The sequence below is a fragment of the Streptomyces sp. NPDC040405 genome, assembly GCF_055595765.1.
Genome location: NZ_JBVIVI010000006.1, coordinates 133,250 through 158,975, shown reverse-complemented (window position 1 = coordinate 158,975; position 25,726 = coordinate 133,250). Strand labels below are relative to the sequence as shown.

Sequence of the window (25,726 nt, the reverse complement as noted above, 5' to 3'; positions counted from 1 at the left end):
CCGGTTCCGCACCCTCAGCCCGCGTCACCGGCCGCCCGGGCGGCCTGGGCGCGCAGTTCCCATACCTCCCCCAGGGCCATCTGCGCCGAGCCCTCGGCCGGGGAGCCGTCCGTGGTCTCGAAGTGGTCGACGTACTCGCCGATGAACTCCTGCCAGCGGTGGTTGACGGGGTCCTCGTCCAGCGCCGCCATCGCCGCGGCGAAGTCCTCGCAGTCCACGAGGTGGAAGAGATGGCGGCCGCTGCGCCAGATCCGCCAGTTGGTGATCCCGGCCCGCCCCAGCGACTCCAGCAGATCCGCCGGAACCGTGGCGTGCTCCCGTTCGTAGCCCGATTCCTGGCCCTCCTTGAGGACCGAGTGCAGCGCCACGCGCATCGGTGTCTCCCTTCATCCACTCTCGTCACGGCATATGCCCGGAGCCACTCTGCCCCGTCCGGGCCCGGCCGCCAACGGTCCAGCGGTGATCTCATGGACCACCGGGCGCCGGAAGCCGTCGCCGCGATCTACGATGCCTCGCGGAGCGGCGCGATCCCCGGAACGCCCGCTCCCGCCGACGACGACCACGGAAGGACCCCGACGACATGGCCAACACCCCCGTGCGCGACCGTTCCACGATCTTGGTTCTCAACGGGCCGAACCTGAACCTGCTCGGCCTCCGCCAGCCGGAGATCTACGGCACCGACAGCCTGGCCGACGTCGAGAAGCTGGTCACGGAGACGGCCGCCCCGCACGGGCTCACCACCGACTGCCGGCAGAGCAACCACGAGGGGCAGCTGATCGACTGGATCCAGGAAGCCCGGGAACGGCACGCGGCCATCATCATCAACCCGGCCGGTTACTCCCACACCTCGGTGGCCCTGCGCGACGCGCTGGCGACCTGCGACGACATGCCGATCCTGGAGGTGCACATCTCCAACATCCACCAGCGCGAGCCCTTCCGGCAGCACTCCTATGTCTCCGCGCTCGCCAGTGGCGTGATCGCCGGATGCGGCATTCAGGGCTACGCCTTCGCGGTGGAGCGGGCCGCCACGCTGCTCGCGGCCATGAAGAAGTAGGCCCCGAAGCGGTGAAGCCCGGGCCCGTCAGGCCCGGATGACGCGGACACCGGCCTCGATGTACGGGGCGATGGCCTCCTCGGTGGCGCCGGTGTCCGTGACCAGCACCTCGATCTCCTCGAGCGCGCAGATCCGGGCGAACGCCCGGCGGCCGAGCTTGGAGCTGTCGGCCGCCACGACCACCCGGGCCGCGCGACCGGCCATGAGGTGATTGATGCTGGCCTCGCCCTCGTGGTGGGCGGCCGCGCCCCGCTCGGGGTCCAGCGCGTCCACGCCGAGGACGGCCAGATCGAGGGAGACCTCGGCCAGCACCCCGGTGGCCAGCGGCCCCATCAGTTCGAACGACTGGGGGCGGGCCACCCCGCCGGTGAGCACGATCTTGATGTGCGGGCGTACCGCCAGCTCATGGGCGATGTTCAGGGCGTTCGTCACGACGGTGACGGCCGGGCCGCCGCCCTCGGAGCCGGACAGTTCGCCGCGGGTGGCGATGGCGCGGGCGATTTCGGTGGTGGTGGTCCCGCCGTTGAGGCCGACGACCGCCCCGGGATCGACCATGCGGGCTACGGCGATGCCGATCCGCTGCTTCTCCGAGGCGCGCCGGGCGGTCTTGTAGCGCAGCGGAAGGTCGTACGACAGGTTGTGCGCGACCGCTCCGCCGCGGGTGCGGGTGAGCATCTGCTGCTGCGCGAGTTCGTCCAGGTCCCGCCGGATGGTGGCAGGAGACACGGCCAGCTCGGCGGCGGCCTCCTCGACCTCGACCTTGCCGTCCCTGCCCAGCAGCTCCAGCAGGGCGTTCCAGCGCTCGGGCCGTTTCACGCCGTCTCCTCGACCCCCGTCGTACCGTCGCGGATCACCTTACCCCGAGTGTCCGCACTCTGGACATCTATGCAATATCATGCGCATTATCAGGCCGTAGGAAGCATCTTCGAGCATTCGCGTCCGCTGGGAAGCCGAGCTGGGGAGCCCCATGAGCCACACCGAGACCGAGATCGCGAGCCAGCCCGACTGCTGGCGCCGCGCCATCGAGCTGGCCCGGGATCCGGACGGACCGGCGCGCGAGGCGCTGCCCCGGACCGGTGAGCGGGTCGCCGTCGTCGGCTGCGGCACCTCGTGGTTCATCGCCCAGGCGTACGCGGCGCTGCGCGAAGGCAGGGGCGAGGGCGAGACGGACGCGTTCGCGGCGTCGGAGATGCCGGCCGGGCGCCCCTACGACCGGGTGCTCGCACTCTCCCGGTCGGGCACCACGACCGAGGTACTGGAGCTGCTGGGCCGGATACCGGGCACGGTGTCCACCGCCGTCATCACCGCGGTCCCCGGCTCCCCGGTCACCGCCCTGGCGGACACGGCGGTCGTGCTCGACTTCGCGGATGAGCGGTCGGTGGTGCAGACCCGCTGGGCCACCACCGAACTGGCCTTTCTCCGCGCCCACCTGGGGCATGGCCTGTCCGGCGTGGTCGAGGACGGCGCGGCGGCGCTCGCCGCGCCGCTGCCCGACGGGCTCGCGGAGGCGGGCCAGTTCACGTTCCTGGGGCGCGGCTGGACGTACGGCGTCGCGCAGGAGGCCGCGCTCAAGATGCGCGAGGCCGCGGGCGCGTGGACCGAAGCGTATCCGGTGATGGAGTACCGGCACGGGCCGATCAGCGTCACCGGCCCGCGCAGCGTGGTGTGGTGGCTCGGCGAGGGCCCGTCCGGGCTGGCGGAGAAGGAGGTCACCGAACCCGGTGGCCGTCTCATCGGATACGGCCGCGATCCGCTGGCCGAACTGGTGCTGGTGCAGCGGCTGGCGGTGGCGATCGCGGTGGCGCGCGGCCTCGACCCCGACCGGCCCCGGAACCTCAGCCGCTCGGTGATCCTCGGTTGAGCGGGCGGAGCGGGGGAAGGGAGGCGGGCCATGCCGCTGGTGGCCACCGCTGAGATCGTCGGGCCTGCCGTCCGGGGCAGGCTCGGCGCGGGTGCGTTCAATGTGATCCAGATCGAGCACGCCCAGGCGATCGTGGCCGGGGCGGAGGCGGCCGGGGCTCCGGTCATCCTCCAGATCAGCGAGAACGCGGTGCGGTATCACGGCGCCCTGGCCGCGATCGGCCGGGCCACCGTCGAGGTCGCCCGCGCCGCGCGGGTCCCGGTCGCGGTGCATCTGGACCATGCCACCGCACCGGAGCTGGTGCGGGAGGCGCTCGGACTCGGCTTCGGGTCCGTGATGTTCGACGCCTCGGCGCGCGATTACGACGGCAACGTGGCAGCCACCGCGGCGGTGGCGGCCGACTGCCACGCGGCCGGGGTGTGGGTCGAGGCGGAGCTGGGCGAGGTGGGCGGCAAGGACGGGGTGCACGCGCCCGGCGCCCGGACCGATCCGGCCGAGGCCGCCGCCTATGTCGCGGCGACGGGCGTGGACGCGCTCGCGGTCGCGGTGGGCACCTCGCACGCCATGGTGGTCAAGGAGGCGGTGGTGGACCTGGAGCTGGTCGCGGCGCTGCGCGCGGCCGTGCCCGTACCGCTGGTGCTGCACGGCTCCTCCGGGGTGCCCGAGGCCGATCTGACCCGTGCCGTCGCGGCGGGTCTGACGAAGGTGAACATCGCGACCCACCTCAACGTGGCCTACACCCGGGCGATCCGCGACCATCTGGCCGACCATCCCGAGGTGGTCGACCCGCGCCGCTATGTCGCGGCGGCGCGCGAGGCGGTGGCCCGCGAGGTGACCCGGCTGCTGGCCCTGGTGCGCGCCGTGCCGCGCTGAGACCGCGCGGCGCATGACTGTTGACATGATCTCATCAGATCGCCACGATGCGGGGGAGGTTAGGAAAGGTTCCTAACAGAGGAGTGTCCCATGCGCACACGACTCGCGTTCGTCCTGGCCGGTGCCGGGCTGCTGGCCGGATCCCTCACTGCCGGGGCCCAGGCCACCACCCGGGCCCCCGCACCCGCCCCCGACACGGCCTCGGTCGAAGCAGGCTCGGCCACAGCAGGCTCGGTCAAGGAAGGCTCCGTCACGGCCGCGCAGTTACTCGCCAAGGTCAAGAGCTGTTCACAGATATCCAGCGGCAAATACCGCACCGACGACGAGACCTCGGCCACCGTGCCGGTCTGCGACGCCGCTGGCGCGGTCTTCTGGAAGGCGGACATGGACGTCGACTGCGACGGCCAGGTGACGTCCCGGTGCAACGGGGACACCGACCCGTGGTTCCAGGACGACACGGCCTTCCACCAGTCGAACGGCAAGCCCCTGATCGCCGACAAGCTGCCCTATGTGGTGGTGCCCAGCAAGAGTTCCACGTGGGACTACTCCAAGTCCGGCATCAAGGGCGGCGGCGTGGTCGCCGTCATCTACAACAACAAGGTCGAGTACGCGGTGGTCGGCGACACCGGCCCGACCAAGATCATCGGCGAGGCGTCCTACGCCACGGCCGACGCGCTCGGCATCGACCCCGACCCGGAGACGGGCGGCGCGGAGTCGGGCGTGACGTACATCCTGTTCAAGAACTCCTCGGTGTCCCCCATCGAGAACCACGACAAGGCGGTCTCGGTCGGCGACGGCCTCGCCAAGCAGTTCGTCCAGAACAACTGACCCCGCCCGATCCCGCAGCGCACGGCGGCCGCCGGGCCTGCCCTCGGGCCCGGCGGCCACAGGCGTCACGGCAGGGCTTCCAGCAGCGGCAGCATCCGGCCCGGGACGGAGCCCGACGGGGCGGTGCCGATACGCCGCGCCCCCATGGCCAGGTAGAAAGGCTCGGCATACGGATCGGCGTCGATGGTCAGCCGGGTGAAGCCGAGGCGGCCCGCCGTCTCCAGCACCTCCCGGTACAGCAGCCGCCCCACTCCCCGGCCGATCGCGGGCGGGTCGACGAACAGCATTCCCACCCACCCCTGCGGGGCGGTGCCCTCCAGGGTGGAGAATCCCAGCACCCGGCCGCCCTCCTCGGCAACCGTGGTCCGACGGGCCGCCAACTCGCCCTCGCGCATCGTCAGTTCCTTCCGGCAGGCGGCCAGGAACTCCTCGTCATACCCCCAGTGGCCCTTCGACCGCAGCGCCAGCTCGGTCAGCGCCCCGGCCTCCTCCTCGCGCCCGGCTCTCAGCCGTCGTGTCGTCATGCGCCGATCGTGGCACCGGCTCCCCCGTGCGGCCAGCGGCGGTGCGGCGATGATTTTTCCCGGCCCGGAGGGTCCCTTCTGATGAGCGCGCGTGCCACCGCGCGCCCCACAACAGGAGGTGGACGTTGGCCGGTCCCGAGCCCGAGAGCCCGCCCGTGCTTCCCCCGGCCGTCCTGGTCCTCGACCGGCCGCCGGAGACCCGCGCCGAGGTGGAGCGGCTGTGCGAACGGCTGCGCGAGGTGGTGGACCGCAGCGCCCCCGGTCCCGTCACCGTGGACGTGGGCGCGGTGCACCGACCGGATCTGACCATGGTCGAGGCCCTGGCCCGGTTGCGGCTGACCGCCCGCCGCCTGGGGCGGGAGATGCGGCTGCGGAACACCGGCGGTGAGCTGGCCGAGGTGCTCGCCCTGGCGGGGCTGGACGAGGTGCTGACCGCGCCCGCGACGTTACGGGTCGAGCCGGGCCGGGAGGCCGAACAGGGGGAACAGCCGCTCGGTGTCGAGGAAGGAGTTGAGCCCGGTGATCCGCCCGGCTGATATCTCCAGGACCTGGAGCGCCCAGGGCTCATGGGCGCCGCCCGGTCCGCCCGGCCGGTACTGGCCGAAGGCCGGTGCCCCGTTCGCCACGGTAGGGACCAGCCGGGAGCCGCGGCAGCCGATGCCGTGCCCCAGCAGCCAGGTGCGGATGTCGTCATGGCCGCGCAGCCACAGCTCGTAGGGCGGCATGGACAAGGTGGCGTCCTCGTGGAGGAGCGAGGTGAGGGAGTCCAGGTCGTAGCGCTCGAAGGCGTCGACGTAGCGGGCGAGCAGCGCGCGCTGCTCCTCGTCCAGCGGCTTGACCGGATCGGTGTCGCTGATCTCGGTCGCGGCGAGCGTGGCCCGGGCGCGCTGCAGCGCGCTGTTGACCGACGCGACCGTGGTGTCCAGCAGCTCGGCGACCTCGGACGCCTTCCAGGCCAGCACCTCCCGCAGGATGAGCACCGCGCGCTGGCGCGGAGCCAGGTGCTGGAGCGCGGCCACGAACGCCAGCCGCACCGCGTCCCGCTGGGCGGCGACGTCGGCGGGGTCCCCGCCGTCGGCCAGCACCTGCCCGTCGGGCACCGGCCCGACCCAGGTGGCCTCCGGCTGTGCGGTGAGGGTGGCGGGAGTCGCCGAGGACACGGCGGTGAGGTCCATCGGGCGGGCCCGGCGCTTGTTCCCGTTCAGCATGTCCAGACAGACGTTGGTCGCGATGCGGTACAGCCACGAGCGCAGCGCCGACCGCCCCTCGAAGCGGTCCAGCCCCCGCCAGGCGCGGACCATCGTCTCCTGCACGGCGTCCTCCGCCTCGAACGCCGAGCCCAGCATCCGGTAGCAGTAACCGGTGAGCTGGACCCGGTACGGCTCCAGCTGGAGCTCGGCACCGGCCGTGCCGTCCACTGCCGCGACATCACTCATCGACGCACCTCGATCGTTCTGCTTCTGCGGACTCCCATGGGAGGAAAGCTAGCGCGCGGCACCGACAAATCCCCTGACCTGCGCGATCCACTCACGTCACCGGCCGCGCGCGGACCATCGACGCATGCACCTGGTGCCCGCCGCTGGCGATCATCCGCACCTCGGCGCGGTCGCTGATCTCGGCCCGCACTATGCCCGTGTCGTCCGCGTAGACGGGGTGTCCGCCGGGACCGCTGGAGTCCGTGCGGTGCACCATCACGATGTCCTCGGCCTCCGGCTCCGGGGCGACCGGGTCGGCGAAAATCAGCTCGTATCTCTCTCGTCGCGGCATCGCGCACTCCTCCCGCACAGACCCGCCCTCAATTCCCAAACCGGGACAATCAACACTATCGAACAGACCCGGCACCGCAAGAGGGTCGGGGCGCCCGGCGCGGCTGTCAGGTTTCCGGGGCGACCGCGTCGCGGGCCAGCGGGGTCATGACCGAGCCGATGACGGTGGCCGCGGCGATGGAGCCGAGGGTGATCCCCCAGGCGAGCGGGCCGAGGGGGGTGCAGTCGAAGAACTGGCTCACACCGGGCGTCTGGATGATGCCCGCGAGGACCGCGGCCGAGCCGATTCCGGCGATCAGCACATGCCGGTCCAGGCCCCCGGTGGCCAGGGTCTGCGCCAGCTGCGTACCGACCAGGGCGACGAGCGCCACCGTACTGGCCCGGCGTTTGCGGCCAGTGAGCCGCGCGCCCGTCCACGCCACGCCCGCACCGGCGGCCGTGATGATGCCGCGCAGCATCATCTCCCGGTTCAGCGCGGTGCCCAGGGAGCGGCTGGGGCCCTCCTTGAGCAGCCGCTCGCCGGTGTGTCCGGTCGGTTCGCGCACCGCGATGGCCAGCGCGGGGGCGAGGTCGGTCAGCAGGTTGACGAGCATGATCTGCCGGGCGGTCAGCGGGGTGCTGCCCGCGATGGCGGAGGCGAGCACGCTGAAGGTGACCTCGCCGAGGTTGCCGCCGATGAGGATGGCGAGCGCGGCCCGTACCGAGGCCCACATCGCCCGCCCTTCCATCAGGGCCGACACGATCGTCTCCAGGCGGTCGTCGGTGACGACGAGGTCCGCGGCGGCGGTCGCGGCGGGGGTGCCGCGCCGCCCCAGGGCGATCCCGATATCCGCGAGCCGGATCGCGGGGGCGTCGTTGGCGCCGTCGCCGGTCATCGCCACCACCCGGCCGAGGCGCTGGTACGCCTGCACGATGCGCACCTTGTGGTGCGGGCTGCACCGGGCGATGACGTCCACCGCGGGCAGCAGCTCGTCCAGCTCGGCGTCGCCCATCTCGTCCAGATCGGGCCCGGTGCACACCTTCAGCTCGGTGGCCTCGATGACGGTGGCCGCGATGGACTCGGCGGTCGCCGGGTGATCGCCGGTGAGCATCACGGTGTGCACGCCCGCCTCGCGCAGCCGCGCGGTCGCGGGGGCGGCGCTGGTACGGACCGGGTCGGCCAGCGCGATGAACCCGCGGAAGACCAGGTCCCGTACCGACTCGTCGGTGAGCTGCTCCCCCGCCCGCATGGGTCGCTCGGCCACGGCCAGGACCCGGCGCCCGGCCCCGGCCAGCTCCTCGGCGGTCGCGGTCAGTTCGGCGATGCCGCCGTCGTCCAGGGCGGTGCTCGCCGCCCCGCCGGGCGGCTGCCTGCGGACGCAGCGCTCCAGCACGCTCTCCGGGGCGCCCTTCACGCTCAGCAGGGTGCCGCGCGCGGTGGACCCGGCGGTGGCGTGATAGGCGCGGGAGGGCTCGAAGGGCAGTGCGTCGGTGCGCCGCCAGCGCGGTGCGCCCCGGCGCACCGCGACCCCGGCCCGGCGCGCCCCGGCCATGACCGCGCGGTCGGTCTGGTGGGCCATGGGCTCGGCCTGACGGGCGGGCGGGGTGGCCCGCAGGGCGGCCGCGAGCACGTCCTTGCGCGGGGTGTCGAGCCGGTCGGCGGGCTGCGGGCCGCCGCCGTCGCTGACCGCCGCGAGCTGGAGGGTGCCCTCGGTGAGCGTGCCGGTCTTGTCGAAGCACAGCACGTCGGCGCGGCCGAGCGCCTCGATGGTGCGCGGGTTGCGGACCAGGGCGCCGAGGTCGGCCAGCCGCCGGGCGGCGGCCAGCTGTGCCGCGTTGACGAGGAACGGCAGGCCCTCGGGTACGGAGGCGACGGCGAGGTTGACCGCCGAGGCCAGGTTCTCGGTCAGCGGGAGGCCGTGCAGCAGCCCGGCCCCGGACACGGCGGCGGCCGATCCGATCGCGATGGGGACGCTGGAACGGGTGAGCGAGGTGAGCCGCGCCTCGACGCCGGTCACGGGCGCGGCGCGGCGGGCGGTGGCCAGGCTGCGGCCGACCTCGGTGGACGGCCCGGTGGCCACGACGACGGCCTGCGCGCGCCCGGCGGAGACGGTGGTGCCCTCGTACAGCATCGAGCGGCGCTGGGTGATCTGCGCGGCCACCACCGGCGCCGGGTTCTTGGCCACCGGCAGGGATTCGCCGGTCAGCGAGGACTCGTCGACCTCCAGACCGTCGGCCTCCAGCACCCGGCAGTCGGCCGGGACCACGTCCTCCGGGCCCAGCGTGATGATGTCCCCGAGGACCAGGTCCCCGGCGGTGACCAGGCGTTCCGTACCGCCGCGGCGCACCCGGGCGCCGACCGCGGACCTGGCGAACAGCTCGGCGAGCGCCCGCTCGGTCCTGACCCGCTGGAAGCCGCCGACGAGCGCCGAGGTGGCGGTGATGGCCGCGACGAGCGCGGCGTCGGTGCGCGAGCCGACGGCGGCGGCGAGCGCGGCCCCGGCGGCGAGGACCGGGGTGAGCGGGTTGGCCAGCTCCTCGATGAACGCCGCCGGGAGGCTGGTGCCGGTCGGCTCTCCGGTGCGGGTGGGCGCCTTACCGGCCCGGGTCGCGGCCTGCTCCGGGGTCAGCCCCAGGTCGGCGTCGGACGACAGCCGCTCCAGCACCCGGGGGACGGGCATCAGGTGCCAGGGGGTGGTGGCCACCGGGGGCACCAGCGGGCGGGAGAGCAGCTGCCGGGCGCGCCAGTTGCCGAGGCCGAACGCGAGGACCCCCGCGGTGGTGCCGACCGCCGCGCCGCGCGCGGTGGCCTGGGCGCGGGGGGCCTTGAGGGCGGCGACCGCGCCGATGCCGCTGCCGCCGGCCGACAGCAGGGCGCTCTCCCGGTCCACCTGGGCGGCCACGCCGACCGCGTCCACGATGATTCCGGCCGACTCCAGGTCGGCGCCGACGAGCAGATGGGCGCCCCAGGCGGGCGGCTCGCCCTCGTGGTGGATGCCGACGCCGCAGTCGGACGCGCCCAGGGCCCGGCGGTTCCCGGACAGCAGCATGACGACCGCGCCGTCGGCCTGGAGGCCGCGTACGGAGGCCACCAGACGGCGGCCCGCCGGTACCACCGCGTCGGCGAAGGTGAAGGCCGTCGGAGGCGTCCGGTCGGTGGCCAGGACGATGCGCGCGCCCGCCCGGCGGGCGGCCGCCGCCACCGCCTCGGCGCCGGGGACCGCCTGGGCGGCGAGCCCGGCGACCGCCTGGAGCCGGTGTCCCCGGGCCAGGCCGAGGGTCCGCTCGCTGCCCCTTCGGCGCAGCCTGGCGGCGGTATGGCGGCCGGTGCGGCCGGTCAGCTCGAGCCGGTCCAGCGGCCCCAGCACCCATCCGTTGTCGCGCCGGACCTCCAGGGGCTCGTCCGGGTCGAAGAGGTCGAAGAGCCGCCCGGCGGCCTGCTCGGGGTCGGCGCCGCCGAGGAGTTCCAGGTCGATGGGCTCGTACCGGTCGCCGCGCAGCGCCGCCTCGTCGAGCACCACGGTGTCGACCTGGCCGAGCCGCCGCAGGGCGCTGCGGTCCATGGCCAGGGCGCCGCGCAGGGCCAGAAAGCGGCCGAGGCTGGTGGCGAAGCCCTCCCGCCCGGCGCCGGGCGCCTTCGGGGTGGAGGCGAACGCGACGGCCAGCCCGCGGCGCGGTCCCGCGAAGGGCACGGCGAGAGCACCGGCCACCGCTCCGGCGGCCATGGACCGCTCCGCGAACCGCTCCATGCTGTCCTTGGGGGTGGGGCCGGGCCGCTCCACCACGATGGGCTCCGCGGCCACGTCCTGGGGCCCGTGCACCAGATGCGGTTCCATCGCCGCCCATGCCTCGCCCTCGGCCGCGGCCTCCCGCCACAGGGCCAGGCGCTGGGCGAGGTCGAGGGCGAGCCCGCCGCCGCGGGTGGCCACGCCCTGGGTCAGCGCGCTCAGCACGGGCAGGGCCGCCTCCGTGGGCTCACCGCGGGTGATGGCCAGGGCCAGGCGGCGCAGCCGGGGATGGTTCTGGATGGCGGACAGGGACGCGCTCGCCTCGGCCGGGAGCCGGAGCCACGGGACCAGCCGCAGGGTGGTGGCGACGCTCAGGCCCAGAACGTCCGCGGCGACCACGGCGAGGGACTGGGCCTCCCGCGCCCCGCCCGAGGGGTGGCGTGGCTCCGGGGCCCATTCGTCGAACTCCTCGGTGGGCACGGCGGGGCCGCGGGTCTCGGCGCGCTCGATCAGGGCGACCAGTTCCCCTTCGCGAGGGGGCGGCTTCGTGACGGCGACGACGACCCGCTCGGAGGGTGCGTTCACCCGTGCCCACAGCACGCCCGGATGCTTTTCGAGGGCCTGTTCCACCCGGCTCGCCACCTGCTCGCCGCCGATGCCGTGCACACCGTGCACCTCGATGTAGTAGCGGCCCGGGTACGACCACACCCCGCGACCGGGCGGGTGGACCAGCCGGCCGACCGCACCGGCGGCGTCCCGTACCCGGGTGGCCACTCCGTGGGCGAGGGGCTCCAGCATCGGGGGTTTCATCAAGTACAGCCCAGGCAGCATCGTCATCGGTGAGACCTCCGGTGTGTCGGCGTCCGTGGCGCGGTTTCCGTGTTGTCCGCGGCGCGGTTTCCGTGTGGAGCGGCCTGTCCGGTTGATTCCGATTACCCTGAAATAGGAAGAAGATTCCGGACGTCAATCATGTGTGGACGTGAGACCAGTGACCACTCCCACCAGCTCCCGCAAGCGCAGCACTTCCGCAACGGCACGGTCGTCGGCGCGCGGCACCGGCAAGTCGGCCCGGAGCCAGGCCACATCGAAGAGCCGGGCCCCGTCGAAGACCGCGACCGCTCCCAAGTCCGCGGCCGCCGCCAAGTCCGCGCCATCGGGGAAATCGAAGGCGGCGAAGAGTACGCAGAGGTCGAAGACGGCCAAGGCGGCGAAGTCGGCGAAGCCCACCGCGCAGAAGGGCGACCACCGGATCACCGTCACGGTCCCCAGCCTCGGCCACGTGGCGCAGGCGACGCGGCTGGACCGCGCCGCGAGCGCGACCGCGAGCGCGACCCATCTCGACCGCATCGACGGCGACCGCGTCGGCCGCGTGGCGAAGGACGCCGCGAACATGGCACTGATGCCGATCGCGGCGGCCCGCCGGGTACTGCCCGCCAAGGGCGGACTCCCGCTGTACGCGGGGCTCGGAGTGCTGGGCGCCGCCGAGATCATCGAATGGCCGGTGGCGTTGGGCGTCGGCGTCGGCTACGCGGTACTGCGGCGCGGCGGGGTCATGGCGCCCCCGTCCGGGACCCGCAAGGCCGGAGCCCGCAAGACCTGAGCCCGCAGGGCCCGAACCGGGCGGACCCGAACAGGGCGGACCAGCCATCCCCGGGCGGCGATTTCGCATCCGCCGCGCGGGGACGGCGGGTTGCGTGGATCCGAGGCAGAATTCCGGTACCCATGGAGAGGGAACGGGACAGACTAGGGAATCCCCGAGACTTCACGATGCGCCGCCGATGCCCGCTTTCCCCGATCAGCAGTGCCTTTGACCGTTTCATCAGGTCAGACGGGCAAGAAACGGGCAGAAGTTGACCACAAACGGGCTGCGGCAAGCAGTCGAAACGTTGGTATATACCATGAAGCGCATCTAACACCCGTCACTGGAACCGTCCCACGACTCGGTTCCGGCGCCGGTCCGGTGGCTGGTGGCAGGGCCGCGACCTCAGCTTTTCTCGGATTACGCACGACCATGCCGTTGTTGAGACAACAGAAAGCGGTGCTCTCCATGGCTCACCCCCACACCACTCAGGCGGCCCGTCGCCTGCCCGGACAGACAGCTTCGGGCTTAACCCATGACCGGAACCGGGCCCGCGCCGTGCCCGGTCGCCACGCCACCGGCATGGCTACCCTCGCTCCGGACCTCCAAGTCCTCGCCGGGGACGAGGACTTCTTCCGGCACTTCGGCGGAACCTCGGCCGAGCTGTGCGGCCGCAATCTCTTCGACCTGCTCGACCCCAGCGCCCCCGCGGTCCTGCGGGAGCACTTCCTGCGGCTGCACGACGGCCGGCGCACCCGCTTCACCGAGCGCGTGGTCGGCTACCGCTCGGGAGGCCGGGTGTTCTCGGGCGAGTTGACCGGTACGGCCGTCCAGGGCCCGTCCGACGCACTCTCGGCGATCGTCGTCCTGGTCAAGCCGGACGACGAGAAGGCCGAGGACGACGCCACAGCCCAGCGCCGCAATCTGCTGTCACCGCTGGAGGCGCAGATACTGGAGGGCGTGGCGACGGGCGCCTCGACCGTGCAGATGGCCGCCAAGCTCTATCTCAGCCGCCAAGGCGTCGAGTACCACGTGGGATCGATGCTGCGGAAGATGAAGGCGCCCAACCGTGCGGCCCTGGTCTCGCGCGCGTACGCGGCGGGCATGCTGACCGTCGGCACCTGGCCCGCCCGGGTCCGCCCGGATTTCGTCAAGTGACGCGACCGTGAAGTGACTCTTCGCCAGGCGAGGTTCGCGCTCCTGGTGGCCGACGAGTTCGGGGGTTCCGTCGGCCACCTCCTCCACCGCCCCACGCGGCTCCTCCAGCGCCCCGTACGGCGGCCGGATCAGGAGCGTTCCGGCTGGCAGTTCGGGCACCAGGTACTGGTCCGCCCGGCGATCTTTCCTCGGCGCAGCGGGCGGCGGCAGCGCGGGCAGTGCGGATCCGGGTCGTCGCGGTGGCCGGTGAGCCACGACGGCCGGGGCGGCACCTGCCCCGCCCGCACCGAGGTGGTCAGCACCCCGCGCAGCGCGGTGTGCAGCCGCCGCAGCTCGTCGGGGCCCAGATCGCTCGTCCGGCTCTTCGGATGGACCCGCGCCCGCCACAGGATCTCGTCGCCGAGCAGATTGCCCAGCCCGGCGACGACGGACTGGTCGGTCAGCGTGGCCTTGACCCGTCCGCGCCGCCCTTCCAGCAGGCGCTCCAGCTCCGCCCGGCCCAGCGAGAGCGCGTCCGGGCCCTGCTCGCCGAGAATCCGGTCCACGTCGGCTTCGGTGGCGGCGAGCCACAGGCCCCGCAGCTTGCGCTGGTCGTGGTAGCGAAGCTGATGGCCGTCGCCGAGGGTGAGGGCGACACGGCCGAACCGCTCGGGCGGATCGCCCGCGGAACGGCACACCAGCGCCCCGGTCATGCCGAAGTGCAGGATGAGCGTGGGACCCTCGGCCGGGGCGATCAGCCACTTGCCGTGGCGCCGCGGAGCGGCGAACCGGCGGCCCTCCAGCTCGCGCTTCAGCCGCTGCGCCGTGACGCCGCGCAGCACCCCCGGATCGGCCACCTCGACGCGCTCGATCCGGCGCCCCTGCGCGCAGGAGGCCAGCGTGCGGCGGAAGCCCTCGACATCCGGCAGCTCCGGCATAGCGCCAGATTACGCCGGGCCGTGGCCGACGGCCCGGCGGGCACAAAGGAGAGAAAACGGGTCCAAAACCAAAACTTTGCTCTCGTCGGATAAAGTACCTGGATATGCGATTCATCCGCTCCGAGCCGGGAGCGAGCGGTCGCAATCAGACGCTCTTCGCGATCGCGCGGTGCCTGCCCTTCGTGGTCATGGCAGCGGTTGTCACCATCGAATTGACGCCCGCGCATGTGCTCTACACCGGCCCCCTTCTCACCCCGGCCCCGGCGCTGGCCGCGGTGACGATGGGACCGGTCGGCACCGGGGGCGTGGTGGCGCTGGCCGCGGGGATCAGCGCGCTCACCGCCACCCACAACCACGCCTGGGGCACCCAGCAGGTGTACGCGAACCTGCTGGCGCTGCTCGTGGTGTCCGTGGCGAGCGTGGCGAGCAGCGCCATCCGGGAGCGCAGGGACCGGGAGCTGAGCCAGGTCCGCCGGATCGCCGAGGTCTCCCAGAACGTGGTGCTGCGGCCGCTGCCCGCCCGGATGGGCGGGGTGCGCACCGCCAGCGTGTACATGGCGGCCGAGCGCGGGGCGCAGATCGGCGGCGATCTGTACGAGGCGGTGGGCACCCGCTACGGAGTGCGGCTGATCGTCGGGGACGTACGCGGCAAGGGGCTGGCCGCCGTGCGGTCCGCCGCGGCGGTCCTGGGCGCCTTCCGGGAGGCCGTGCACTACGAACACGATCTGATCGAGGTGATGGAGCGGTGCGCGGCAGCGCTGGGCCGCGAATACGAGCTGCTGGACCGGTCCCGGCTCCAGGACTGGGACGAGCGGGCCGAGCAGTTCGTCACCGTACTGCTCGCCCAGGTGGTGCCCGACACCGCCATGATCCAGCTGATCAACCGTGGCCATCCCCCGCCACTGGTGCTGCACGACCGCAAGGTACGGACGCTGGGCCCGGTGCGCCCGCTTCCGCCGCTCGGCCTGGACGAGTTCCTGACCCCGCCCCCGATCGGCGTCGAGACCTTCCCGTTCGCCGTCGGAGACCGGCTGCTGCTGCACACCGACGGGGTGCTGGAGGCGCGCAACCACTGCAATGAGTTCTTTCCGCTGCCGCAGGCCATGGAGACCGTGGAGGGCGCCACCCCGACCGAGTACCTGGACCGGCTGCGCCACGCACTGGTCCACCACGCCGAGGGGCGGCTGGCCGATGACGCGGCGATGATCCTCGTCGAGCGGGCGACGGGGGCCGAGCCGGGGTGGCGCGCGGCTCCCTGAGGGCCGATGAAGGCGCTACGGCACCGGGGCGCCGAACTCCTCCAGCGCGGCCGCCACGATCGCCTCCAGCCGGGCGTGGTGGGCGCCGCGCCAGTAGACGCGCTCGCAGGCGGCGCAGCGGGCGAACACCTCGTAGGTGCTCCGCGTGCCGTGCGCCAGCCGCTCGCGGACCGTGTCCTTGTCGGCGTCCTCCAGCGGGCCGTTGCACGCCGTGCAGCGGGTCCACGGGGCGAGGGACGGGGCGAACCGGCTCAGGACGTCGCGCAGTTGCTCCTCGGGCCGGTCGCTGTAGACATACGCCCCGGCCCACAGCTCGCGCCGCCGCAGCAGCCCCCGGTCGCGCGAGAGGAGCACCCGGCGCTGGGCCGCGGAGCGGGTGGCGAGCGCGGGGTCGCCGATGTCCTCGCTCTCGTACGCCGCGTCGACGCCCAGCAGCCGCAGGCGGCGCGCGAGGGTGCCCAGATGGACGTCGAGCAGGAAGCGCAGCGGCGCGCCCGGCACCCGCTGCGGCCGGACGACCGGGTGCACCTCCACGGACTCCCCCGCCCCCGGCACATGCGAGACCGCGGTCTCCCGGCCGTCGACGAGCAGGCGGCCGACCTCGGTGAGCGGGACCCCGAACGACTCGACGACATGGCCGAGGGTGGACGCGCCGTCGGTGACGACGGCCGTGCGGCCCCGGCGCCGTTCGGGAGCGGCGAAAAGCCGCAGTTCAGGGGCGAGGCTGAGCTGGATCTCCGGTCCGTTCACACCGCCAGCATGCCAGGCGTGACCGGCCCCGGGCGACGCGGTTCCGGCCTCCCGGCCGGGCCCGGGACCGCCCGCCCGTCAGGCGTCGCCGGAGCGCTCCAGGCGCCGTCGCTTGCGGCGCCAGGTCACCAGCCGCAGATACTCCTCGTGCAGCAGCCGTCCGACGAGCGCGCCGCCGAACACCACGAAGCCGACGCCGACCAGCCAGGACTGGACGACCAGCACGGTGCCGACCGGGCCGTAGGACACCGCGCTGGAGGCGATCAGCGGCGAGAACACCAGCCGGGAGAAGACCCGCAGCCCCAGCAGCCCCACGCCCGTGGCCAGGGCGCCCGGCAGCAGGGCACCCCAGCTGATCCGTCCGCCGAGCAGCAGCCGCTGCGACCACCAGAAGAAGAGCACCGTGCCGACGACGGCGACGAACAGCCGGGTGGGGCCGGGACCCAGGTGGGACGAGAGCAGCAGGTAGGCGATGAGCACGACGAGCCAGACCAGATGGCGCCACATGGTGTGCCAGCGGCCCGGGGGCAGCTCCCACACCTTCTCGTAGCCGGTCTGCACCGCCCCGCAGAAGGTCAGCCCGAAGAGGGCCAGCGTGGCCAGACCGAAGGCGGTGGTGGTCTCCAGCGACCGCCTGGGCGGGGCGAACAGGTCCAGGACCTCGTCCCGTGAGGTGGCGGACACCCCGAGCCCCTCGGCCAGCCACTGGGCGAAGCCGTGCCGGTTCACCGGATCGGCCGCGGCGACCACGATCAGCAGCGGCACCAGTGTGAGGAAGCCGAGCGCGGCGAACCCCAACGCCCGGTGCATCAGCTCGAATTCGCTGCCCCGGCGCCACCCCCGCCCGGCCGGGGAGCGGTGGAACGTGTGGTGCAGCCGCCGGAACCGCGAGCGGTGGCGGGAGGAGTCGGGGGACTTCTCGGACATACCACTCCCACTCCCCCACCACCGGTTCATGCGATATGCCCCAGTAAGTCATGCATCGTCCAGCGTACTCAGTGCGGATGCCCGTGCAACCCACGGTGTCGGCGGTGCCCTCGCCCGGTGGCGGCACTGTGCCAGACTGTGAGAGGAAAGCTGACTCGATGAACGGGCCCGGAAACCAGCGGACGCAGGCCGGGGAGCTGTTCGCCGAGGGCGGTGCGCTCGGCAGGGTGATGAGCGGAATCGACTGGTCGGCGACGCCCCTCGGCGCCGCTGACGCCTGGCCTCCGCGGCTGGTCGAGGCGCTGCGCATCGTGCTGTTCACCGAGCAGCCGATGGCGGTCTTCTGGGGTCCCGCGTACACGATGCTGTACAACGAGGCGTACACGGCCATCATCGGCTCCAAGCACCCGGGGGCGCTGGGGCGGCCCGGCCGGGACGTCTTCCCCGAGAACTGGGATCTGTCCGCCGCTCCGCTCTTCGAGACGGTATGGGAGAGCCGCAAGCCCTCTCTGGTGACCGACCGGGCCTTCGTCATCCAGCGCCGCGGTTTCCTGGAGCAGTCCTACTTCGACGTCTCCTTCCAGCCCCTGCTGCTGGAGGACGGCACGGTGGGCGGGGTGATGTGCCTCGTCACCGAGACCACGTCGCGCGTGCTCAGCGAGCGGCGGCTGCGGCTGCTGGCGGGGCTCGGCGCCCGGACCGCCGGGCTGCGCACCCCGCGGGACGTCGCCCAGACGGTCGCGGAGATGCTGGACATCCACCGGGAGGACGTCCCGTTCACCGCCTTCTACCTCGCGCCCGAGCCCGGCAGGCTCCAGCTCGCCGCGTCGGCCGCCATTCCGGCGGAGGCCGCCCGGGAGATCGGGGAGGTGCGGCTGGACCGGACCGAGGAGACGGCGGGCCTGGCGGCGCGGCTGGCGGCCGTCGTAGGTGACGCGGCACCGGCCCGGCTCCCGGGCGCGCTGTTCGCGATGGACGAGGACGAGGCGCTGGCCCATCCGCTGGTCCGGTCGGGCACGGTGGAGGGCGTGCTGGTGATGGGCGTCAACCCGCGGCTGCCCGCCACCGCCGCCTATCAGGACTTCTTCGAGGTGCTGGCGACCAGCGCCGGGGCGGCCCTGTCGGCGGCCCGCACCCAGCAGGAGCACCGGCAGCGCGCGGAGACGCTGGCCGAGCTGGACCACGCCAAGTCGGTGTTCTTCTCCGACATCACCCATGAGTTCCGTACGCCGCTCACCCTGATCCTCGGCCCGGTCCAGCAGGCGCTGGCCGACGAGGAAGATCCCGGGCGGCGGTCCCGGCTGGAGCTGGCGGAGCGCAGCGCGCTGCGGCTGCTGAAGCTGGTCAACACCCTGCTGGACGCCTCCCGGGTGGAGGCGGGCGGGCTCAAGGGCGTCTTCGAACCGGTGGACCTGTCCCGGATGACCGCCGAGCTGGCGGCCGTCTTCCGTTCCTCGTTCGACATGGCCGGGCTGACCCTGGAGGTGGACTGCCCGCCGCTGCCCGAGCCGGTCCACGTCGACCAGGACATGTGGGAGAAGATCGTCCTCAATCTGATCAGCAACGCGCTGAAGTTCACCTTCAACGGCGGCGTCACGGTACGGATGGCCGCGGACGGCCGCCACGCCCGGCTCACCGTGAGCGACACCGGCACCGGCGTCCGGCAGGCGGAGCTGCCCCATCTCTTCGAGCGCTTCCACCGGGTGCGCGGGGCGCGGTCCCGGTCGCACGAGGGCAGCGGCATCGGACTGGCGCTGGTCAAGGACCTGGTCGAGCTGCACTCGGGCACCATCTCGGTGACCAGCGTCCCGGCCCGGGGCACCGAGTTCACGGTGGAGATACCGTTCGGCACCGCGCATCTGGAGGACGCCACGCGCGAGGCACCGTCCGTACGGGGCGCGACGGGCGAAGGCGAACGCGCCGCCGCGTACGCGCGGGAGGCGCGCCACTGGCTCGACACCGCCCCGCCCGAGCCCCTGGCGGCGGAGTTCCCGACGGGGGCGTCCGAGGCGGAGGGCGCCCGCGCGGAAGCGGAGCCCGTCCCGGGGCCACCGGAGCCGACTCCGGGGCCGGAGCCCGTCCCGGCCGGGCGGCCGCGGCTGCTGGTCGCGGACGACAACGCCGACGTACGGTCCTATCTCGGCGATCTCCTCGGCCGCGAGCACGACGTCCTGCTCGCGGCCGACGGCCGTGCCGCGCTGGACACCGCCCTGGCGCACCCCGTCGACTTGGTGCTGACCGATGTGATGATGCCGCGCCTGGACGGCTTCGGGCTGGTGCGCGCGCTGCGCGCCGACCCCCGGACCACCCGGCTGCCGATCATCATGCTGACCGCGCGGGCCGGGGAGGAGGCCACGGTGCGGGGGCTGGGCGCGGGCGCCGACGACTACCTCGCCAAGCCCTTCTCGGCGCGCCAGCTCCTCGCCCGGGTCGGCGCCAACCTGGAGCTGTCACGGCTGCGCGAACGGGTGCTCAGCGACAGCAGACGGCAGGCGGACATGCTCACCTCGCTGTCCCAGGCGAGCCTGCAGCTGTCCGACACCCTCGACCCGCCGCAGGTCCTGGACACCGCCCGGGAACTGCTCGTCCCCGCGCTGGCCGACGCGATACGCGTCCGCCTCGCCGACCCGCGCGCCGAGCGGCCCGTGTACGCCGCCGGGGAGCCCGTCGCCCCGGACGAGCTGCTGGACCGGGCCCTCGCCGACACCCTGCGCGCGGGCGCCGCCCCCGACGCGCCCGCCACCGGCGGCACCCTGCTCTCCGTACCCCTCCTCGCCCACGGCCGGATGCTGGGCGCCCTGGCCATCGCCCGGCGCGAGGGCGTGTACACCATGGCCGACCGGCAGTATCTCCAGGGCGTGGGCGGCCGGCTGGCCCTCGCCTACGACAACGCGGCCCGCTTCCGCAACGAGCGCCATCTCGCGATGACCCTCCAGCGCGCCCTGCTGCCGCAGACCCTCCCCCAGATGCCGGGGCTGCGCACCGCCTCCTACTACGAGGCGAGCACCAGCGGCGCCGAGATCGGCGGCGACTGGTACGACGTCATCGCGCTGCCCGACGGCGAGATGGGACTGACGATCGGCGATGTGATGGGCCATGACGTGGACGCCGCCACCGTGATGGGCCGACTGCGCTCCACCCTGCGCGGCTTCGCCCTGGACCGCGCCTCCCCCGGCGTACTGCTCGGCAAGCTGGACGCCTATCTGCGCTCCCTGGACGTCGACCACTTCGCGACCTGCCTGTACGCGGTGTACGAACCGCGCACCCGGCGGCTGCGGTACGCGACCTGCGGCCATCTGCCGCCGCTGCTGGTGGCGGACGGGACGACCAGCTTCCTCGACGTCTGCCCCAACGCCCCGCTGGGCCTCTCGCACGGGCCCCCGGCCGGCCACGAGACGCGGCTGCCGCCCGGCGCGGGGCTGCTGCTGTTCACCGACGGGCTGGTCGAGAACAGTCATCTGCCCCTCGACGACGGCCTGGCGGCGCTGCGGCGCGCCTGCGACGGGCTCGCCCCGCCCGACCTCGCCGACCCTCAGGCGATCATCGACCGGGCGCTGGGGCTGCTGGACATCCCGGGCCGGGTGGACGACGACACGGCGCTGCTGGCCGCGTCAGCCCCGTAGCGGATGCCCCCGGTCGCCCGCTGCCACCGGCTCGCCCGTATCGGCGTCGAGGACGCTCACCCGCACCGCGGGCTCCCGTACCGCGTCCCGGCTCGCCCCCGCGTCCAGCGCGAAGAGCACCACAGCCGGTCGCGCGGTGCCGCCGCGCGCGTGGACCCCGGCGTACTGGAGGATGCGCCAGCCGCCCTCGTCCCAGTGGTCCAGCAGCGCCGACCGCACCAGGGGCGAGGTGTCCTGCCAGGCGAGCGAGTGTTCCAGCAGCTCGACCGTCGCGGCCACCGGCACCCGCGCCCCGGCCGGGGTTCCGGTCAGCGGGTGTCCGGCGTAGCGGAGGCGCAGCCTGCGCCATGTCATCCGCCACCGGCGGCCGGCGGAGAGGACCACCAGCCCGGCCGCCGCCGCGAGGGCGCAGCACCCGGTGGTGGCCGGGTGGCGCGGGGCCGTGACCCACCAGGGGTGCCCGGCCAGCGCCACGGCGACACCGCCCGCCGTCACCACGGCCGCGCGGGCGAACGCCCTCGCCCCCACCGGCCCGTCGTCCCGCGCCGTACAGCCGCACGAGGCGCCGGGCGCGGTCGCGCGGGCGTACCCCAGATAGCCGAGGAAACCGGCGCCGAGCGCGGCGGCCGCCCCGCCCGCGGCCACGGACGGCGGCAGCGCCAACAGCGCGGCGCACAGGAGGAGTTCGAGCGCGCCCAGGGCGCGCAGTGCGAACGCCGCCCGGCCGCCACCGCGCAGCAGCCGGGCCAGCGCGGTCCGGTGCGCCGACCGGGCCGTGCCGGGACCGAAGAGCTTGCCCGCACCGGCCGCGCCCAGCACCCAGGCGAGCAGCGGCGCGGCGAGATCGAGGGCGACGAGGCCGAGGGCGGCAGGGCTCATCTGCGGTGCCCCGCGCCCGGACCGACCGCCACCCGCACGATGTCCACGGAGTCGTCGGACGGCCGCCAGGCACCCAGGACCCCGGCACCCTGCCCGATGCGCAGCCCGGAGAGGTCGGCGGTGGGCGCGGCGCCGGAGTACGAGGCGCTGGAGACCTCCGGGAGGAGGTTGCCGACGATCTCGTGGGAGCCGTGCGCGAGGTGCAGCCGGGTCTTCTCGATGCCGCGGATGGTGGTGTGGAGGTTCACGATGTTCACCCATACCGCGTCGGCGGCGACCGTGCCGTCGGGCATCGGGACGCCGCGTGCGTAGAGCCCGTCGCCGGTCTCGATCGACGCGGCGGTGGTGGCGCGCACCTTCCACACGCTGGTGGCGTGGGTGATCCGGACCCGGGCGTAGTCGCCGTAGGAGCCCGCCACATGCAGCACACCGCCGTCCATGAAGGTGATCCGCCCCTCCACGAAGGCGCTGGCGGGGACGGCCGGGTCCAGGGGGCGGCGCAGGGGCGCGGCGAAGACGGCGTCGGCGTCCACGGCACCCAGCGCGGTCGCGCCGATGACGCCCGTCCCGACGACGGTCGCGCCGCGCAGCGCGGCGGCGGTGAGGAAGCGGCGGCGGTCGAGGGGGTCGGAAATCCGGTGCGCGGTCATCGCTCCGCCTCACTCGTAGAGGGAGACCGGCAGGGTGCCGGAGCTGAGGCTGCCGATGGCGGAGAAGGCGGCGGGGGTCAGGTCGATGACGCGGTTGCCGCGGCACTTGCCGTCGCAGCAGCTGGACTCGCCGCAGAAGCTCCGGGTGCGCGGACCGCAGTCGCTGACGGTGACGCAGACGGACGCGCCGGAGCACAGATGGCGCACCTTGATCGCCGAACCGCAGCCGCGCCGCGGCAGGTTCTCGCCGCACAGGTCCGGCCGGGTGATGTCCCAGCACGCCTTGGACGCGTTGGGCCAGGCGGCCTGCAGGGCACTGGACTTGCAGGTCCCGCAGGCGCCGCCACCCGCGGCGGCACACGGGCCCCAGGCGTTGCCACAGCAGAACCAGGTGGCTTCGCCGTTCCCGAGACTGGTCGATCCGCACGCCATGCGGCCATCATGCGGGTGCCCTGCGGGAGCCACCAGTCAGAAGGGTCCGATCCGGCGCCGGGGTCGGGGGGCGGCGGGACGCGCGGGGCACGGCGCGGCGCAGCGCGATGCCCGGCGCGGCGCACCGCCGTGCCGTCAGAGCCGCTCCACGATCGTCACGTTCGCCTGACCGCCGCCCTCGCACATCGACCCCGCCCCCAACGGCACCCTCGCACCGCTCGGCCCCAGAGGGCCTCACAGGCTTCGGCCGCCTGCGTCGGACTCCGTCCGCCGAGCAAGGCGGCCGCCCGCCGTCAGAGCCGCTCCACGATCGTCACGTTCGCCTGGCCGCCGCCCTCGCACATCGTCTGTAGGCCGTAACGACCACCCGTGCGCTCCAGTTCGTGCAGCAGGGTCGTCATCAGCTTGGCGCCGGTCGCGCCCAGCGGGTGGCCCAGGGCTATCGCGCCGCCGTTGACGTTGACCCGCTCCGGGTCGGCGCCGCTCTCCTTCAGCCAGGCCAGCACCACCGGCGCGAACGCCTCGTTGATCTCCACCAGATCCATGTCGGCGATGGTCATGCCGGTCTTCTTCAGCGCGTACGCGGTGGCCGGGATCGGCGCGGACAGCATCCGGATCGGGTCCTCGCCGCGCACCGACAGATGGTGGATCCGGGCGCGCGGGGTCAGGCCGTGTTCCCGTACGGCCCGTTCGGAGGCGACCAGCAGCGCGGCGGCGCCGTCGGAGACCTGCGAGGAGAGCGCGGCGGTGAGCCTGCCGCCCTCCATGAGCGGGGCGAGCGCGGCCATCTTCTCCAGGCTGGTGTCCCGGCGCGGGCCCTCGTCGGTGTGGACGTCCCCGTACGGGACCACTTCGCGGTCGAAGCGGCTCTCGTCGATGGCGCGGATCGCGCGCCGGTGGGAGCGGAGCGCGAACTCCTCCATCTCGGCGCGGCCTATCCCCCACTTCTCGGCGATCAGCTCGGCCCCGTAGAACTGGCTGACCGGCCGGTCGCCGTACCGCGCCCGCCAGCCCTCCGAACCCGCGTAGGGCCCCTCGGTCAGCCCCAGCGGCTCGGCCGCCTGGCGGCTGGCGAAGGCGATCGGCACCTGCGACATGTTCTGCACACCGCCCGCGACCACCAGGTCCTGGGTGCCGGAGAGCACCGCCTGCGCCGCGAAGTGCAGGGCCTGCTGGGAGGAGCCGCACTGCCGGTCGACGGTCACGCCCGGCACCTCCTCGGGCAGCCCGGCGGCCAGCCAGCAAGTGCGGGCGATGTCCCCGGACTGCGGGCCCACCGTGTCGAGGCAGCCGAAGACGACGTCCTCGACGGCGGCCGGGTCGGCGCCCGAGCGCTCCATCAGCGCGCGCAGGACGTGCGCGCCGAGGTCGGCCGGGTGGACGGACGCCAGCCCGCCCTTGCGGCGGCCGACGGGGGTCCGTACCGCTTCGACGATGAATGCCTCGGCCATCACTGCTGCTCCTTCAGTTTCGTGGGGTGATGCCGTCCAGGACCATCGACACGTACTGGCGGGCGATCTCCTCGGGGCTGTGCTGTCCGCCGGGCCGGTACCAGGACGCGGCGACCCAGACGGTGTCGCGCAGGAAGCGGTAGGCCAGCCGGATGTCGAGGTCGGCGCGGAACGCCCCGTCGGCCACGCCGCGCTCCAGCGTGCCCAGCCAGGCCCGTTCGAATCTGCGCTGCGAGTCGGTGAGATAGCCGAAGCGGGGCAGGGCGGCGAGCTGCCGGGACTCCTTCTGGTAGATCGCGACGGCGGCCCGGTGCCGGTCGATCTCCCGGAAGGACTCGGTGACGAGCGCCTCGATGGTCTCCCTGGGGCCGAGCCCGGCCCGCAGCACGTCCTCGTACCCCGCCCACAGCTCGTCGAGGAAGGTGGAGAGGATCTCGTCGACCATCGACTCCTTGGAGTCGAAGTGGTAGTACAGGCTGCCCGCGAGCATCCCCGCCTCGTCCGCGATCCGGCGGACGGTGGTCGCGTTGTAGCCCTGGGCGGCGAACACCTCGGCCGCCGTCGAGAGCAGTTCGCGGCGCCGCTCGGGGGACGGGCTCACGGTGGTCTTCTTGCTGTTCCCGCTGATTTTCGGCACGTTCCCATTCTCGCCTCACCGCTGCCGCGCTCATGGGTGCCGACTGCTGACCGAGACCGTCTCGCCCGTCATGTACGACGAATAGCCGCTGGCCAGGAAGACGATGACGTTGGCGACCTCCCACGGCTCGGCGTACCGGCCGAACGCCTCGCGCTCGGTCAGCTCGGCCAGCAGTTCGGGCGTGGTGACCTTCACCAGGTGGGGATGCATGGCGAGGCTCGGCGAGACGGCGTTGACGCGCACCCCGTACGCGGCGGCCTCGACGGCGGCGCAGCGGGTGAGCGCCATGACCCCGGCCTTGGCGGCGGCGTAGTGGGCCTGCCCGGCCTGGGCGCGCCAGCCGACGACGGAGGCGTTGTTGACGATGACGCCGCCGGACGCGCGGGCCTTCATGCGGCGGAGGGCGGCGCGGGTGCAGCGGAAGGTGCCGCCGAGGGTGACGTCGATGACCTTGTGCCACTGCTCGTCGGTCATCTCGGTGAGTTCGGCGGTGCCGCCGAGACCGGCGTTGTTGACCACGACGTCCAGCCGTCCGTGCTGCTCCTCGGCGAGGTCGAGGAGCGCCGCCACCGCGTCCTCGTCGGTGACGTCGCAGGTCAGCCCGGTGACGCGGTCCGCGCCGAACTCCTCGGCGAGCGCGGCGGCCGTCTCACCGAGGCGGCGCGCGTGGGCGTCGCCGATGACGATCCGGGCGCCCTCCTCCAGGAACCGGCGGGCCGTGGCGCCGCCGATCCCGGCCCCCGCCGCGGCCGTGATGACGGCCGTGCGGCCGGTGAGCAGGCCGTGGCCGGGGACGTACGACGGCTTGTTGTCCATCACGGCGCCACGGTAACCTACCAAACACTTGTTAG

The 25,726-nt window shown here is 73.6% G+C and carries 25 protein-coding genes; 9 read left to right on the top strand and 16 right to left on the bottom strand.

What is annotated here, in order from left to right; translation table 11 throughout:
- Positions 1-14: 14 nt before the first annotated feature.
- Positions 15-374: an L-rhamnose mutarotase gene (locus ACZ59A_RS25060; protein ID WP_470962237.1), complete on the bottom strand. Its 360-nt coding sequence runs from the start codon at positions 372-374 to the stop codon at positions 15-17.
- Between the two features lie 206 nt (positions 375-580).
- Between ACZ59A_RS25060 and aroQ the strand changes: the two genes are divergently transcribed.
- On the top strand, positions 581-1,054 hold the full coding sequence (gene aroQ, locus ACZ59A_RS25055) for a type II 3-dehydroquinate dehydratase (protein WP_470962234.1): 474 nt from the start codon (positions 581-583) through the stop codon (positions 1,052-1,054).
- A gap of 27 nt (positions 1,055-1,081) precedes the next feature.
- Here the strand turns inward: aroQ and ACZ59A_RS25050 are convergent, their stop codons facing one another.
- Positions 1,082-1,870, bottom strand: coding sequence for a DeoR/GlpR family DNA-binding transcription regulator (locus ACZ59A_RS25050; protein ID WP_470962231.1), 789 nt, complete (start codon positions 1,868-1,870; stop codon positions 1,082-1,084).
- A 151-nt stretch (positions 1,871-2,021) separates the two neighbouring features.
- Between ACZ59A_RS25050 and ACZ59A_RS25045 the strand changes: the two genes are divergently transcribed.
- The 3 genes from ACZ59A_RS25045 to ACZ59A_RS25035 all read left to right on the top strand — a co-directional run bounded on the left by ACZ59A_RS25045 (position 2,022) and on the right by ACZ59A_RS25035 (position 4,616).
- Positions 2,022-2,915 (top strand): SIS domain-containing protein, encoded by an 894-nt coding sequence (locus ACZ59A_RS25045; protein WP_470962228.1) that lies wholly within the window; start codon positions 2,022-2,024, stop codon positions 2,913-2,915.
- Positions 2,916-2,945: 30 nt separating this feature from the next.
- Positions 2,946-3,788 (top strand): class II fructose-bisphosphate aldolase, encoded by an 843-nt coding sequence (locus ACZ59A_RS25040; protein WP_470962225.1) that lies wholly within the window; start codon positions 2,946-2,948, stop codon positions 3,786-3,788.
- 90 nt (positions 3,789-3,878) lie between these two features.
- A complete protein-coding gene (locus ACZ59A_RS25035) occupies positions 3,879-4,616 on the top strand; it encodes a glycoside hydrolase family 75 protein (RefSeq protein ID WP_470962222.1) in 738 nt (245 codons plus the stop codon).
- A 65-nt stretch (positions 4,617-4,681) separates the two neighbouring features.
- On the opposite strand, the gene ACZ59A_RS25030 is transcribed toward ACZ59A_RS25035, so the two are convergent.
- A complete protein-coding gene (locus tag ACZ59A_RS25030; protein ID WP_470962219.1) occupies positions 4,682-5,140 on the bottom strand; it encodes a GNAT family N-acetyltransferase in 459 nt (152 codons plus the stop codon).
- Positions 5,141-5,265: 125 nt separating this feature from the next.
- Here ACZ59A_RS25030 and ACZ59A_RS25025 point away from each other — a divergent pair, with 125 nt between their 5' ends.
- A complete protein-coding gene (locus tag ACZ59A_RS25025) occupies positions 5,266-5,676 on the top strand; it encodes an STAS domain-containing protein (protein WP_470962216.1) in 411 nt (136 codons plus the stop codon).
- On the opposite strand, the gene ACZ59A_RS25020 is transcribed toward ACZ59A_RS25025, so the two are convergent.
- From ACZ59A_RS25020 to ACZ59A_RS25005, 4 genes are all read right to left on the bottom strand, one after another.
- Positions 5,587-6,576, bottom strand: coding sequence for a sigma-70 family RNA polymerase sigma factor (locus ACZ59A_RS25020; RefSeq protein ID WP_470962213.1), 990 nt, complete (start codon positions 6,574-6,576; stop codon positions 5,587-5,589). The genes ACZ59A_RS25025 and ACZ59A_RS25020 overlap by 90 nt on opposite strands.
- A gap of 91 nt (positions 6,577-6,667) precedes the next feature.
- Positions 6,668-6,907, bottom strand: a complete 240-nt coding sequence (locus ACZ59A_RS25015; protein ID WP_468043984.1) for a DUF6296 family protein — start codon at positions 6,905-6,907, stop codon at positions 6,668-6,670.
- A gap of 106 nt (positions 6,908-7,013) precedes the next feature.
- Positions 7,014-11,450: an HAD-IC family P-type ATPase gene (locus tag ACZ59A_RS25010; RefSeq protein WP_470962210.1), complete on the bottom strand. Its 4,437-nt coding sequence runs from the start codon at positions 11,448-11,450 to the stop codon at positions 7,014-7,016.
- A 126-nt stretch (positions 11,451-11,576) separates the two neighbouring features.
- Entirely contained in the window at positions 11,577-11,873 is a 297-nt protein-coding gene (locus tag ACZ59A_RS25005; protein ID WP_470962207.1) for a hypothetical protein, read from the bottom strand.
- 19 nt (positions 11,874-11,892) lie between these two features.
- Here ACZ59A_RS25005 and ACZ59A_RS25000 point away from each other — a divergent pair, with 19 nt between their 5' ends.
- Together ACZ59A_RS25000 and ACZ59A_RS24995 are read left to right on the top strand one after the other, a co-directional pair.
- Positions 11,893-12,213 carry a hypothetical protein gene (locus ACZ59A_RS25000; protein WP_470962205.1) on the top strand — a complete coding sequence of 107 codons (321 nt, stop codon included), beginning with the start codon at positions 11,893-11,895 and terminating at the stop codon, positions 12,211-12,213.
- A gap of 561 nt (positions 12,214-12,774) precedes the next feature.
- Complete coding sequence (locus ACZ59A_RS24995; protein WP_470962202.1) at positions 12,775-13,350, top strand: helix-turn-helix transcriptional regulator; 576 nt, start codon at positions 12,775-12,777, stop codon at positions 13,348-13,350.
- A 128-nt stretch (positions 13,351-13,478) separates the two neighbouring features.
- Here the strand turns inward: ACZ59A_RS24995 and ACZ59A_RS24990 are convergent, their stop codons facing one another.
- Positions 13,479-14,267, bottom strand: coding sequence for an Fpg/Nei family DNA glycosylase (locus ACZ59A_RS24990; RefSeq protein ID WP_470962199.1), 789 nt, complete (start codon positions 14,265-14,267; stop codon positions 13,479-13,481).
- A gap of 104 nt (positions 14,268-14,371) precedes the next feature.
- Here ACZ59A_RS24990 and ACZ59A_RS24985 point away from each other — a divergent pair, with 104 nt between their 5' ends.
- Complete coding sequence (locus tag ACZ59A_RS24985; RefSeq protein ID WP_470962196.1) at positions 14,372-15,526, top strand: PP2C family protein-serine/threonine phosphatase; 1,155 nt, start codon at positions 14,372-14,374, stop codon at positions 15,524-15,526.
- A gap of 15 nt (positions 15,527-15,541) precedes the next feature.
- On the opposite strand, the gene ACZ59A_RS24980 is transcribed toward ACZ59A_RS24985, so the two are convergent.
- Positions 15,542-16,276 carry a Mut7-C RNAse domain-containing protein gene (locus ACZ59A_RS24980; RefSeq protein ID WP_470962193.1) on the bottom strand — a complete coding sequence of 245 codons (735 nt, stop codon included), beginning with the start codon at positions 16,274-16,276 and terminating at the stop codon, positions 15,542-15,544.
- Positions 16,277-16,354: 78 nt separating this feature from the next.
- Positions 16,355-17,203, bottom strand: a complete 849-nt coding sequence (locus tag ACZ59A_RS24975; RefSeq protein WP_470962189.1) for a ribonuclease BN — start codon at positions 17,201-17,203, stop codon at positions 16,355-16,357.
- Positions 17,204-17,361: 158 nt separating this feature from the next.
- Here ACZ59A_RS24975 and ACZ59A_RS24970 point away from each other — a divergent pair, with 158 nt between their 5' ends.
- The gene (locus ACZ59A_RS24970) at positions 17,362-20,826 is read left to right on the top strand and encodes a SpoIIE family protein phosphatase (RefSeq protein ID WP_470962186.1); all 3,465 of its coding nucleotides are present in this window, start codon (positions 17,362-17,364) and stop codon (positions 20,824-20,826) included.
- On the opposite strand, the gene ACZ59A_RS24965 is transcribed toward ACZ59A_RS24970, so the two are convergent.
- The 6 genes from ACZ59A_RS24965 to ACZ59A_RS24940 all read right to left on the bottom strand — a co-directional run bounded on the left by ACZ59A_RS24965 (position 20,815) and on the right by ACZ59A_RS24940 (position 25,691).
- Positions 20,815-21,705 (bottom strand): MauE/DoxX family redox-associated membrane protein, encoded by an 891-nt coding sequence (locus ACZ59A_RS24965; protein ID WP_470962184.1) that lies wholly within the window; start codon positions 21,703-21,705, stop codon positions 20,815-20,817. The genes ACZ59A_RS24970 and ACZ59A_RS24965 overlap by 12 nt on opposite strands.
- Complete coding sequence (locus ACZ59A_RS24960; protein WP_470962182.1) at positions 21,702-22,355, bottom strand: cell wall protein; 654 nt, start codon at positions 22,353-22,355, stop codon at positions 21,702-21,704. Before ACZ59A_RS24960 ends, ACZ59A_RS24965 begins: the two co-directional genes overlap by 4 nt.
- A gap of 9 nt (positions 22,356-22,364) precedes the next feature.
- Positions 22,365-22,787, bottom strand: coding sequence for a septal ring lytic transglycosylase RlpA family protein (locus ACZ59A_RS24955; RefSeq protein WP_470962179.1), 423 nt, complete (start codon positions 22,785-22,787; stop codon positions 22,365-22,367).
- 293 nt (positions 22,788-23,080) lie between these two features.
- Positions 23,081-24,238, bottom strand: coding sequence for an acetyl-CoA C-acetyltransferase (locus tag ACZ59A_RS24950; RefSeq protein ID WP_470962176.1), 1,158 nt, complete (start codon positions 24,236-24,238; stop codon positions 23,081-23,083).
- A gap of 13 nt (positions 24,239-24,251) precedes the next feature.
- Positions 24,252-24,839 carry a TetR/AcrR family transcriptional regulator gene (locus ACZ59A_RS24945; protein ID WP_468044895.1) on the bottom strand — a complete coding sequence of 196 codons (588 nt, stop codon included), beginning with the start codon at positions 24,837-24,839 and terminating at the stop codon, positions 24,252-24,254.
- Positions 24,840-24,905: 66 nt separating this feature from the next.
- Positions 24,906-25,691 (bottom strand): SDR family oxidoreductase, encoded by a 786-nt coding sequence (locus ACZ59A_RS24940; protein WP_470963115.1) that lies wholly within the window; start codon positions 25,689-25,691, stop codon positions 24,906-24,908.
- Between the last annotated feature and the right edge of the window lie 35 nt (positions 25,692-25,726).